Annotated in this window: 12 protein-coding genes; 10 read left to right on the forward strand and 2 right to left on the reverse strand. The window is 51.5% G+C overall.

What is annotated here, in order from left to right; translation table 11 throughout:
- Positions 1-72 precede the first annotated feature (72 nt).
- The 6 genes from IPK01_15830 (at position 73) to IPK01_15855 (ending at position 3,664) form a co-directional block, all read left to right on the forward strand.
- The gene (locus IPK01_15830) at positions 73-417 is read left to right on the forward strand and encodes a winged helix-turn-helix transcriptional regulator (GenBank protein MBK7934906.1); all 345 of its coding nucleotides are present in this window, start codon (positions 73-75) and stop codon (positions 415-417) included.
- Positions 417-905 carry an SRPBCC family protein gene (locus IPK01_15835; GenBank protein MBK7934907.1) on the forward strand — a complete coding sequence of 163 codons (489 nt, stop codon included), beginning with the start codon at positions 417-419 and terminating at the stop codon, positions 903-905. Before IPK01_15830 ends, IPK01_15835 begins: the two co-directional genes overlap by 1 nt.
- 19 nt (positions 906-924) lie before the next feature.
- Entirely contained in the window at positions 925-1,383 is a 459-nt protein-coding gene (locus tag IPK01_15840) for a VOC family protein (protein ID MBK7934908.1), read from the forward strand.
- An 11-nt stretch (positions 1,384-1,394) separates the two neighbouring features.
- A complete protein-coding gene (locus IPK01_15845) occupies positions 1,395-1,811 on the forward strand; it encodes a DUF1801 domain-containing protein (protein MBK7934909.1) in 417 nt (138 codons plus the stop codon).
- Positions 1,812-1,818: 7 nt separating this feature from the next.
- Entirely contained in the window at positions 1,819-2,544 is a 726-nt protein-coding gene (locus IPK01_15850) for a DNA alkylation repair protein (protein MBK7934910.1), read from the forward strand.
- Positions 2,545-2,653: 109 nt separating this feature from the next.
- Positions 2,654-3,664 carry a hypothetical protein gene (locus IPK01_15855; protein ID MBK7934911.1) on the forward strand — a complete coding sequence of 337 codons (1,011 nt, stop codon included), beginning with the start codon at positions 2,654-2,656 and terminating at the stop codon, positions 3,662-3,664.
- An 85-nt stretch (positions 3,665-3,749) separates the two neighbouring features.
- On the opposite strand, the gene uvrC is transcribed toward IPK01_15855, so the two are convergent.
- Positions 3,750-5,597, reverse strand: a complete 1,848-nt coding sequence (gene uvrC, locus IPK01_15860; protein MBK7934912.1) for an excinuclease ABC subunit UvrC — start codon at positions 5,595-5,597, stop codon at positions 3,750-3,752.
- A 936-nt stretch (positions 5,598-6,533) separates the two neighbouring features.
- Here uvrC and IPK01_15865 point away from each other — a divergent pair.
- Positions 6,534-7,496: a threonylcarbamoyl-AMP synthase gene (locus IPK01_15865; GenBank protein MBK7934913.1), complete on the forward strand. Its 963-nt coding sequence runs from the start codon at positions 6,534-6,536 to the stop codon at positions 7,494-7,496.
- Positions 7,497-7,498: 2 nt separating this feature from the next.
- Here the strand turns inward: IPK01_15865 and IPK01_15870 are convergent, their stop codons facing one another.
- Positions 7,499-9,037 (reverse strand): glycosyltransferase family 39 protein, encoded by a 1,539-nt coding sequence (locus IPK01_15870; GenBank protein ID MBK7934914.1) that lies wholly within the window; start codon positions 9,035-9,037, stop codon positions 7,499-7,501.
- 49 nt (positions 9,038-9,086) lie between these two features.
- Between IPK01_15870 and IPK01_15875 the strand changes: the two genes are divergently transcribed.
- From IPK01_15875 to IPK01_15885, 3 genes are all read left to right on the forward strand, one after another.
- Positions 9,087-10,067, forward strand: coding sequence for a Gfo/Idh/MocA family oxidoreductase (locus IPK01_15875; GenBank protein ID MBK7934915.1), 981 nt, complete (start codon positions 9,087-9,089; stop codon positions 10,065-10,067).
- Positions 10,064-11,182 (forward strand): serine hydrolase, encoded by a 1,119-nt coding sequence (locus IPK01_15880; GenBank protein MBK7934916.1) that lies wholly within the window; start codon positions 10,064-10,066, stop codon positions 11,180-11,182. The genes IPK01_15875 and IPK01_15880 overlap by 4 nt, the downstream gene beginning before the upstream one ends.
- Before the next feature lie 75 nt (positions 11,183-11,257).
- The gene (locus IPK01_15885; GenBank protein ID MBK7934917.1) at positions 11,258-12,484 is read left to right on the forward strand and encodes a VWA domain-containing protein; all 1,227 of its coding nucleotides are present in this window, start codon (positions 11,258-11,260) and stop codon (positions 12,482-12,484) included.
- Positions 12,485-12,554 lie beyond the last annotated feature (70 nt).

Here is a 12,554-nt window from a genome sequence, read left to right on the forward strand (position 1 = left end):
TCTTTCACCGTTTAGACCGTTGCTCATCAATTTATTATTTGCACATTGACGTAATTAAGTGTTCTCTTTATTATAAATACCATGGACACTTTCACCGCTATTGCCGAGCCGACACGCCGGATTATTCTCGAGATGTTGGCGGCACGCGGCAAGATGCCGGCAACTGATATCTACCGCGGATTTAGAGCAAGCCCGCCGGCGATCTCGCAGCATCTGAAAGTGCTCCGTGAGGCTAATTTGGTTCGGGTTGAGAAACGTGCACAGCAGCGCATTTACTATCTCAATCCCGAACCTATGCGTGAACTCGAAAAATGGATCAAGCAATTTGCAAGCCGAATGGAAGAGCGGTTTACTGCTCTCGACGAGCTGCTCGAAAAGGAAAAGACCAAATTACACCCCAAAACGGAGAAAAAATAATGGCAAGCCAGACTGTTGTTACTGCAGAAGAAGGTAAGCAGGAATTATTCATCTTTCGCGAATTTGAAGCTCCCCGAGAATTCGTATTCAGGGCGTATACCGATCCGGATCTATATGTCCAATGGGTCGGCCCAAACGATCTTACGATGACGATCGAAGAATGGGACTGCCGTGACGGAGGTTCTTATAGATTCACTCACGAACGGGGCGGCCATAAATATGCATTTTTTGGAGTCAATCACGAGGTGCTCGCACCGGAACGCTTGATCGGCACCTTTGAATTCGATGGTCTGCCCGAACGCGGACACGTTATCTTAGGCACAACCAAATCCGAGGACCTTGGCAATGGCCGCAGCCACATCGTACATCAATCGGTTTTCCAGTCAGTTACCGATCGAGATGGAATGATCCAGTCAGGCATGGAACGCGGCGTCCGCGAAGGTTACAAAAAACTCGACGATCTGCTTTCGAAAATGTCGGCGTCCTAAATATAACTGGCGAACAATAATGCAAAAAGTAACCACGTTCATAATGTTCAAAGATCAGTCCGGCGCTGCAATGGAATTCTACGCGTCGGTGATTCCCGATTGCAGAGTCGCTTCTAAGATACCGGGCCCGGACGGAAGTGTCGCCGACGGAACCTTTGAGATCGAAAGCCAGCGATTCCTTTGTTACAATGGCGGCACGTACCCGCAATTCGAGCTGACCCAGGGGATCTCACTTATGATCGAAGCAAACACGCAATCCGAGATCGACCTTCTCTATGACGGTTTGAGCGAAAGCGGAGAACAACAGCCGTGCGGTTGGTTGGTCGACAAATTTGGACTATCGTGGCAGATCACGCCGCGTCGATTAATGGATCTACTTGGCGACAGCGATAGAGAAAAGTCAGGTCGCGTCGCGCAGGCGATGTTTAAGATGTCAAAGATCATAATTGCCGATCTAGAAGCCGCGGCGGCAGGCTAAGAGCGGCTGACATTCATAAGACAAAACTTTCGAAATTGTCAGGCCCCGAGCAGGTTTCCGCGTTCTTTGATCAGCTCGACACCCCTTTGAAACCTACATTGGAGCTGATCCGAAAGATCATTTTGGGCATCGACGAATCGATAACCGAGCACATCAAATGGAACGCACCGAGCTACTGTCACAGCGGAGATGACCGGGTGACGTTTAACCTCCATAAAGACAGCCTTATACTGCTGATCTTTCATCGCGGCGCCAAACCGAAAACACCGAAAAGCAGCCGGCGTCTGATCGATGACAAATCGGGCCTTCTTGAATGGCCGGCAAATGACCGCGCCGTGCTGAAACTCACGGGTCTGGACGATGTAATGGCGAAGAAGGCAATACTTGAATCGATCGTTTGCAAGTGGATCGAGGCCGCGGCCGATTGAGCGTTGCATGGATCTAACTGCGGCATATTTCACCGAAAAACTGCTGGCACTACAGTCGGACGATGAATTGCGCAAGCATAAACGCTATTTCAAGTTCGATCCTGAAAACCAACCGACCGACAACTATTTCATCGGCGTCCGCATGGGCAGCATTTTCTCACTTGGCAAAGAGCATTCACACATGCCGGTTGATGAGATCGAAAAACTCATGGAAAGTCCGATCCATGAGATCCGCGTCGGTGCAATGAGCATCATGGGGCAATGTGCCAAAGGCAAACGGTGCCGGCCCGAACGTCTCAAGGAACTCTTCGAACTCTATATCCGCCGTCACGATCGGATAAATAACTGGGATCTCGTCGACCGTGGCGCGTATTACGTCGTTGGCCAATACCTAGCCGACAAGTCGCGAGATATACTCCTTGATCTCGCTCGTTCCCAAGATCGATGGGAACGCCGCACCGCGATCGTTGCGACCGCTCATTTCATCCTGAAACTCAAACAGGTCGAAGACACATTCCGCATCGCTGAGATCTTGGTAAACGACCCCGAGGACCTCGTCAACAAAGGCACCGGCTGGATGCTCAGGTCCGCCGGTGAGGTTGACCGAACGCGTTTGATCGCTTTCCTCGACAAACACGCCGCAACAATGCCGCGTGTACTCCTTCGATATTCGATCGAGAAGCTAAATAAGTCTCAGCGTGAATACTATCTGGCGATGAAATCAACAAACTGAATTCAACTAGTTCCACTTCGTTTTGCAAGAAATCTCCGAGCCATGCGTTCCGTTATTAAAGGAGACGCTTTCCCCAGGCAAATTTCAAAAAGCGATCAAGGAGTAAACTATGCAATACAACAATTTAGCCAGGCTTTGTCTGGCATTCGTCATCGCCACGGTTATCGCGGCAGCGGCATCGGCACAGACAGCAAATTACACGATCTCGTCACCCTACACCCACAAAAATCTGACCATCTTTCTCATCCACGGAAAAGACCAGCGTACTAAAAGCAACATAATGACCTTGCAAGAGGCAATGGAACGAAAGCTCTTCGTGGTCTATGAGACGTCCGAAGTCAACGAGCTTGAGGTCGAGAATCTCTCCAAAACCCAGGACGTATTCATCCAATCCGGCGACATCGTCAAAGGCGGCAAACAGGACCGCGTTCTGGCGGTAAGTATCATAATTCCGGCGAGCTCGGGCCGAGTCAAGATCGAATCGTTCTGCGTTGAGTCCGGCCGGTGGACGAAGCGCGGTAATGAGGATTCGACAAAATTCGACAGCTCAAACGAACGGATCGTAACGAAAGAATTGAAGATAGCTGCCAACGCTGCACGCTCTCAGCAGGAAGTCTGGGACCAGGTCAGTAATGCTCAAGCCCGTCTCGCTAAGAATGTCGGCGGATCAGTTCAGGCCGGAACCTCCAAGTCCAGCTTGCAGCTGAGTCTCGAAAACAAGAAGGTCTCCGCAACTATCGATGAATATGTCAAAGAGCTAAGCGGCGTTATCAATAGCAGATCGGACATCATCGGCTACGCTTTCGCAATAAACGGAAAAATCAATAGTGCCGACATCTACGTGTCGAACGCCCTGTTCAAAAAGCTATGGCCAAAGATGCTCAAGGCCACAGCGACCGAGGCAGTATCTGCCGCAAATGAAGTGCGCATGGCGGATCCCGTCAAACCTGCTTCGGTAAAAGGATTTCTCGACGAAGCAGAAAAAGCGTCTTCCAAAGACCGTTCGATCAACGCCGGAGCCAGTCTTCGTACCCACGAAGACACAGAGAACGTAATGTTCGAGGCTCGGGACGAAAAATCCAAAACCGTCGTCCACAAGAGCTATGTGAAAAAGAATTAACTCTTAGCTCGACCCCCATTCGGGCGTTCGATCAAAGATCCCGGCTTACGTCGCTGTGCCGCGAAATTTGATCGAACGCCCGACCTCATTCCTCATTTCCTGAACCAAAGTTTCGCTGCCTTTCAAAATGGTTGACGATCTCGCTGGCGGTCATTGATCCGACGAAGGGCGTTAGGGCTTCGATGGTGGCTGTCGCGATGCGTTCGATGGAGCCGAATTCTCTCAATAGCTTCATTTTGCGTTTGTCGCCGACGCCCGGGATCTCGGAGAGTTCGGATGAGAAGTCGCGTTTTTCGCGGCGTTTGCGGTGGAATTCGATCGCCGTCTTGTGCGTTTCTTCGCGGATCTGGAGGATTAGGCGGAACGCGAGCGAATTGCGGTCGAACGGGATCGGGCGGTCTTCGCGGCCGTGGACGATGAGGTGCGAGATCTGGTTGTGCTGTTTGGGCGGCTTGACGAGGCCGACGAGCATGATCTGTTCGAGATCGAGGGCCTCCATCGCGGCTGCTGCGGCGGCGACCTGGCCTTTGCCGCCGTCGATAAAGATGAGGCGAGGAAGCTGGCCGCCTTCGTCGAGGATGCGTTTGTAGCGGCGGTATACGGCCTCGTGCATCGAGGCGAAATCGTTCGCGCCGTCGACTGATTTGATTATCAAACGGCGATACGCGTAGCGTGCGGGCTTGCCGTTTTCGAAAACGACGATGCCGGCGACGTTTTCGGAGCCGGAGATGTTCGAAATGTCGAACGACTCGATCCGTTCGGGAAAATAGGACAGTTCTAAGATCTCCTGCAGCTCTTCAAGCACCTTTTCGCTGTCCGGTTTGAGGACGCGGAAACGCTGTTCGAACGCTATCTTGGCGTTAGTTTCGACGAGCTCGACCATGCTTTTCTTTGTGCCGCGTCTTGGGTCGAGAATTTTAACGCGCCGTCCGCGTCTTTGCGTTAGAGCACGCTCTAAAACATCGCGATCGTCAAAATCCTGCGGCACGTGGATCTCAAGAGGGACGTAATCGGTCGAATAATATTGAGCCAGAACCTCGCCGAGGAACTCTTTGGCGTCGAAGGTGTCGTCTTCGGGCAGGTCTTCCCAAAAGAACTCACGGCGGCCGACGATACGGCCTTCGCGCATGGTGAACAGCTGCAAGGCTAGCCGCTGATTTTCGCGGTAAAAGCCAATGATATCGACGTCGCGGTCGGCGGTCGTCGCCATCTTCTGCGTCTCACCGAGCGATATCACGGTGCGATGCAGGTCGCGATATTTTGCCGCAAGTTCATACTTCCCTTCTTCAGAAAAACGCCACATTCGCTGTTCGAGCTCAACCGCCAGCTCCTTGTTCTTGCCGTCCAATAGCACTTTGACGTCGTTAGCGGCTTCCTTATATTCCTGCTTGGTACAAAGCCCTCTGACGCACGGGCCGAGACATCTTTTCAGATGATATTCGAGGCACGGACGCGGCAAATTGCCATCGATCTCGATATCGCAAGTGCGAAGTTGGAAAGCACGATTGATCAGATTCAACGTGTTTCTCGCCATGACTGCCGGCAGAAACGGACCGTAATAGCTCCCTCCGTCACGGATCAATTTGCGGGTAACGACCACCTTTGGAAAGGGTTCATTTGTCAGTTTCAGATGCGGATATTGTTTATCGTCCTTGAGAAATATATTGAATTTTGGTTTGTGCTTTTTGATCAGATTTGACTCAAGTACGAGAGCCTCGACCTCACTGTCGACCACGATGAACTCAAAATCGGCGATCACTTTAACAAGCTGCTGGGTCTTCGGATCGTGATTTCGGCTCGCGTGAAAATACGACCGCACGCGGTTTCGCAAATTCTTTGCCTTGCCAATGTAGACGATCTTTCCGGCACCATTCTTATGAATGTAAATCCCGGCAGAGGTCGGTAGAGTTTTGAGCTTTTCTTCGATCGTCACAGTCTTGATTTTATCTATTTCCGCATCTTAACGGAAACTAGATCCACGCGATTCCCGCTCTATGGCTAACTTAGAGTGAAAACTCTCTATACCCTTTTATATCAACTAGTTACCGTGATCGTGGCGCCAATCCTTGTCCCATTTTTCCCGCACCTGTCCCACACCTGTCCCGTATGCCAGCGGGACAGGCAAGTACGTGTATTTGCACAAGTTACGGATCCTTTCTGCCTCTTTCCCGCCGATTTTCAAAAAAAACACTTGATTTGTCTTACAGTATGTCGTCCTGGACTACGCTGACAAATTAAAGTGGCGATCCCGGCATTCGCTGCCACTTTGTTATTCGTCCTCTCTGAGGAATCAAGGCCGCTGTTTCACCCGAAATCGTCACTTCAAGCACTGATCGATCATATCACAATTTGCACTATTCGTTGAAGGTATTATGTATGCAACGGCCGGCCCAATCTCAGATAAACTAGAAGTGTTCGTTGACCGAACGTGAGATGCACTCCGGACGAGGTGATCGAAATGTGAGAGAGGCGTGAATCGGGGAAAGTCGGCGAAACAACTTAAGAGGTGGCGGGCGAGACTTCGGGTATTGCCGGCGGTAAGCCGTCGACAAGTTTTGTTCACACTACCGTCTCGCCCATATTGGTCCTCGCGAATGTAAGCGTGAGGAAAGCAAGATAGCCGCAGCAGCACCTTCGTGCGGCCGCGGCTGGATTAGTGTGATCACTTTTGGACAGCGGGAAGCAGAAGTCCGATCAGGATCGCGATGATACCGACTGAAGTAATTGTAAACATTTTATGATTCCTCCGAAATTATTATTATATTTTGTAACTTTCGAGACTTTATTGCCGCATCAGTTACAATTGATAGACGTCTTCAACTGAACTTTTTGCGGAAGATCTGAAACGATTTCGAAATTATTTTGGCTCATGCGAACGATCGTTACTACATCGGTGATCGAAGCGGCTGCGTTCATCAAACGCGGCGGCGTGGTGGCGTTTCCGACCGAAACTGTATACGGACTGGGAGCAAATGTTTTTGATGCCGCCGCAGTGGCAAAGATATTCGAGGCGAAGCGTCGTCCTGCGGACAATCCGTTGATCGCTCACATTTCAACTCGCGACCAGATCAGTGAATTGACGCCTGAGATCACGCAATGTGCGGAAAAGCTCATCGCCATTTTTTTTCCCGGTCCGCTGACGGTCGTATTAAAGAAACGTGAGACAGTTCCTATGATCGCTACTGCGGGTCTTGATACGATCGGGATCAGGATGCCGAAGTTCGAACTCGCCAATGAGTTTCTGAGGGCGTGCGGCGTGCCTGTCGTTGCTCCATCTGCAAATCTGTCAGGCCGGCCAAGCCCGACGACCTGGGAGGCAGTGATCGAAGATCTGGACGGCCGGATCGATTGCGTATTGAAAGGCGAGCCGACCGAGATCGGACTTGAATCGACGGTCGTGGATTGCACCGCCGATGTGCCGCTCCTGCTGCGCAGCGGTTCGATATCGTTAGAGCAATTGATCGCGGTAATGCCTGAGATCAAAACCCTTCAGTCAGATTCCGGCGAAAAGGCACGGAGTCCCGGAATGCTCCACAAGCACTATTCACCGCGGGCGAAAGTGGTGTTGATCGAAGGAAGTGACAGGGGGGCGGGTATAAAGCCCTCAGAGATCGGACTTTCACAAAGCTCATTTATTGGTTTTCGACCACCCGACTTCGGCTTCGATCTTGTCAAGAAATGCACCTCTGTCGAAGAGTATGCACATTCATTATTCGAGTTTTTCCGTGAATGCGATCGCAAGAATATCGAGACCATTTACTGTGAACAAGTCGAAGAGTCCGGGATCGGAGCGGCATTAATGGACCGTCTGCTGCGATCTGCCGAAGACTGATCTTAGTTCGGAGTAACCGCGACGATCGCATATTCAGTATTGTCACCGATCAACTCGGTCGAAATTTTCCCGCTCGTTGTCAATTTGTTCATATCCCGGAGTTTTACGAGCACCAATATCCGCCTGTTCGTTTCCGCCGCCGCAATTTCTACCACCTCTTCTACGCTGTAAAACGCTCGCTGCCTGCCCTGTTCATCACGTATCAATCTCCCCACGGCGTAAAATTCGGCATTGTGTGAAACCGAGTAATACGCGAGGATGCGTTCCGACGAATAGCCCCGTTCGTTTGCCGAGCGGACCAGGGCTTTGACGGAATCGGTCGCGGCAAAATACGGCATGACCGTTAATTGCAAAATGATAGTTCCGATAAACACGGATAGAGCAATAAGCCGCGTGACCAAGGGCCATCGCGAGCCTTTGTCGCCTAGCCGGCTTAAATAGACGGCCGCAAAGACAACCGCAGCCGGAACCGCCGGCAGGATATATCCGGGCAGTTTCGAACCGGAGAATGAAAAGAAAACCAATGGAACGAGGATCCAGGCGGCTGAAAAGATCAGGAGTCGTTTAGAGGAAACACTGAGTTTATCGGCCGCGTCATGGCGTCGAAGCAGTGATCTGACAAACGTCCAGACCGACCCGATAAAAAATGGAAGCCACGGCAGAGTCATCAACGGAAGCACGAGGAAGAAGAAATAGGACGGTTGTGGGTGCTGATATTTATTCGACGTAAACCTCTGAAAATGGTGTTGGACGAAAAACTCGTCAATGAATTCGTAGCCATGTCTGAGATACATCGGAACATACCATGTTGCGGCGATCGCAAGCGATAGCAAGGCACCCCAAAACAAGCTTATGATGAACACGCGGCTCGGAAGCTTTCGTGAAAGTGAATAGTAAAACGTCACGATCGCTAACGGGAATACGGCTCCGATCAACCCCTTCGCCAGCAACGCCATTCCGATAAATACATAAAAGAGGACCAGCGCAGATGAAACGGCCGGATCGCTTTCGGCACTGTTTGACTCGTTCTTAAAGTGCCAAACGAAAAAACCGGCCATAGCCGCGGTGATCGGAAAAGTGACGATTATGTCAAAGCTGGCGCCGTGTGCAAATGCGACAATGCCAAGGGTCGAAGAGGCTACAAGTGCAATCGTGGTCGGGAAGCTCTTTGGTACGGCACCTATCGAGGTCAGACTCCTGCCCAGGAGCCACAGGCTGAATACGGTTCCCAGGCCAAATATAGCGGGCCCGAAACGAGCCGCAAATTCACTTACGCCGAACACATGATACGACGCGATCTCGAGCCAATAGAGTAATGCCGGCTTTTCGAACCAATTAAAGCCGCCAAGCGTGGGCGTTATCCAGTCGCCGCGTTCGAACATCTCGCGAGCAACTTGAGCGTAACGGGCTTCGTCAGGGCCGAGAAATGGTACCGTCAGACCGAAAAAATAAGTAAACACTGCCAAAATGCCGAGCACTATTTTGATATAGTTGCTCTCTGACATCGGTGCTTCGGCGTCGCTCTTTGTAATTTCGGCCATCTTAAATGAGAATGTAAAGTATTGCTGAAAAACGGCTTGTTATCAAATTATGAGTGAAAATCGCCTGCTAAAAGCGGCAGTCATCGGTGTCGGCAGTCTCGGTCGGCATCACGCCCGAAATTATGCCGAGCTCGCCGCAGAAGGCCGCGTCGATCTGGTTGGCGTTTGCGACGCAAACTCTGAAACCGCGGAAAAAGTGTCATCCGATAATGGTTGTTCCCAATTCAATGACTGGCGTGACATGCTGGGCAAAGTCGATGCCGTATCGATCGCGACACCGACCGAAACGCACTGCGAGATCGCCTGCGCGTTTCTCGAAAGCGGTGTTCACGTACTCGTAGAGAAGCCGATCGCACTGACATTGGAAGACGCAGATAAGGTGATCGCGGCGTCGAATGCCTCAGGTGCCAAGTTAATGGTCGGCCAATTAGAGCGTTACAATCCGGCGATGGTAGCTTTGCGGCCGTACGTGACGAATCCGCTTTACTTTGAGATACACCGTGTTTCGCCGTTTCCCAACCGCTCGCTCGATGTCGATGTCGTGCTCGACGTAATGATCCACGATCTCGACGCGATCCAATGGCTGGTCGGCGCGAACGTCGCCGTCACTGAGATCCGAGCTGTCGGCATACCGATAATCTCGGACAAGGTCGATGCTGCCAACGCTCGGATCGAGTTTGCGAACGGAGCGGTTGCAAATATTACGGCTTCGCGTGTCGGCACCGAGAAAATTCGGAAGACGCGGTTTTATCAGACAGGATCATATGTCGTGCTCGATTACGCGACAAAGTTTGCGTCTGTTACTTCCATTATGCCCGACGCCGCTCATCCTTTGCTTGGCATCTCGATCAACCGGCTCGAGATCAATGATATCGAACCGCTTCGCGAAGAGATCACCGCGTTTTTGGACGCGATCGAGAATGATGAAACTCCTTCAATAACCGGCGGGGATGGACGCCGGGCGTTGGCGTTAGCGGTCGGCGTGTTGGAGAAGATCGAAGCGCATTCGAACCGCTTATTTGCAGTATGAGGTGTCGAGAGATCTCAGAGTTTCTATTGTCACGCATCTCGGCCGGCGATTTCCCGTCGGCTGTTTATCTTGTCGCCGAAAAGGGTGAGATCAAGCTGCACGAAGCTGTGGGCTTTGCGGTTGTCGAACCTGAACGCATCAAAGCCGACGTAGATACGATCTACGACATGGCGAGTGTGACAAAGGTTCTGGTCACCGGACTGCTGGCGGCTAAATTGGTCGAGGATGGAAAACTCAGTCTGGATAGATGTGTTAGCACTTATCTCGACGAATTTGATACTGATGACAAGCGATCGGTGACTGTCAGTGAGTTGTTATCGCACGCTTCGCATTTGCCCGCTTGGCTGCCGATGTACTTACTTGTCGATGATCCCGCAGAGGTCATCGGGGAAATAGGCCGGACGCCGTCGGACCCGGAGCAAAATGCGGTTACGTACAGCGATCTTAATTTTATCGCACTTGGAAATCTGATCGAGCGGATAGAAGGCAAACGGCTCGATGTTTTGCTAAAGGAGTTGGTGGTCTCGCCGCTCGGACTAATAGATACGGGTTTTAACCCTTCGTTCGGATCGAAACACCGCATCGCCGCAAGTGAAAAAGGCAATGGATTTGAGATGCAGACATGCATTGAGAAAGGTTATCTTCAGCCAACCGGCAGCAGGGACAAATTCCGTTTGGAAGTGATCTGGGGCGAGGTCCATGACAACAATGCATACTTTATGGGTGGCGTTGCCGGTCATGCCGGGCTGTTCTCGACGGCAAAAGATGTGTATGAGATCGCCCAACAATTTTTACCGAATCATACTTCGCTGTTCGACCCTGAGACATGCGAGATGTTTCGCACCAATTTTACACCCGGAACGAATGAACATCGCTCATTCGCGTTCCAGTTGGCGTCGACGCCGGAGTCGGCAGCGGGAATGGCAATGTCGCCGCAAAGCTATGGTCACCTAGGGTTTACAGGGACGAGCCTATGGATCGATCCGGTGAAGCAACGCGTGTTCATTCTTCTGACGAACCGGACGCATGACCGCAAACTTCCGTTCGAAAATATCAACTCCGTCCGCCGACGCTTTCACGATCTGGCGATCGAGCATCTTGACCGAATTTCTTAGCAACGAATCCAGTTAAAAAACAATCAAAAGTGACGCTTTCCCCAAAGCATGTTCGAGTAGGGAGAAATGGCGTCGATGAAAAGAATAATTGCACTGATATTTACTGGTGGAGCGTTGTTTGGTGCGGCCTTTGGACAGACGAGCACGACGACCAGGCCGCGGGTGGCATCCACGCCCGCTCCGCCCGTGATCCAAAACGACACGTACTCATCCAGTTCTTCTAACGCATCTAACCGTCCGCCGACACTCATCGGCGGCTCGAACCGTCCGCAGCCGACTGCGACCGCAACGCCGGCGATCGACGACGAGAACGAGGTGATCAAGGTTGAAACTGAACTTGTCACTATGCCTGTATCAGTTCTCGATCGTGACGGACGATTTGTCTCCGGTCTTCAACAGCGTGATTTTCAGATCTTTGAGAATGGAATTCAACAAAAGATAGATTATTTCCAGTCGACCGAACAGCCATTCACCGTCATCATGCTGATCGATGTAAGCCCTTCGACACAATTTCAGATCGAAGAGATCCAGAACGCCGCAATGGCATTTGTGGATCAACTGCGGCCGAGTGACCGCGTGATGGTGATCGCCTTCGATCAAGATGTACACGTTTTGAGCCCTGTTACAAATAATCGTTATCAGCTAAAGAACGCCATTCGTCAGACTCAATTCGGCGACGGCACCAGCTTGTACGAAGCCGTTGATTACGTAATAAACGAGCAGATGCGGCATATACAGGGCCGAAAAGCTGTCGTGATCTTTTCCGATGGCGTGGATACTACTTCGCGGCGTGCAAACTATCAGAGTACCATCGCGGCCACCGAAGAAGTCGATTCCCTGTTTTACACGATCAGATACGATACCTCTCATGATATGAGCGGCGGAGGATATTATCCGCCGTCGCAGCCGCGTCGCCGAGGCGGCGGTCGAGTAACAATGGCAGATATACTTGGTGCGATCTTGACCGGTGGCAATGTTAATGTCGGCGGCGGTGGACGCGGGCCGGTCGGCGGATCGAGTTCGACCGAATATGAGACAGGCCGCAAATATCTCGAGACGATTGCCCAGAACAGCGGAGGCCGAAAGTTTGAGGCTCAATCAATCACCAACGTCCAGGCCGCATTCTCCGGAATCGCGGAAGAGTTGCGGCGTCAGTATTCGCTCGGCTACTATCCCGAAACGGTCGGCAAGGTCGGTGAACGAAAGCAGATCAAGGTACGTGTAATGCGTCCGGGCGTGGTCGTGAGGGCAAAAAATAGCTACATCGTAGGCCGCAACAATAGCGATCTAGCCGGCAAATGATTCATCGTGTCAGGTATAATCGAGCCGGCATAATGCCGGCTTTTTTCGTTCTTGCATCCTTTTGTGTCGA

The organism is Acidobacteriota bacterium (assembly GCA_016713675.1).
Classification (GTDB): domain Bacteria; phylum Acidobacteriota; class Blastocatellia; order Pyrinomonadales; family Pyrinomonadaceae; genus OLB17.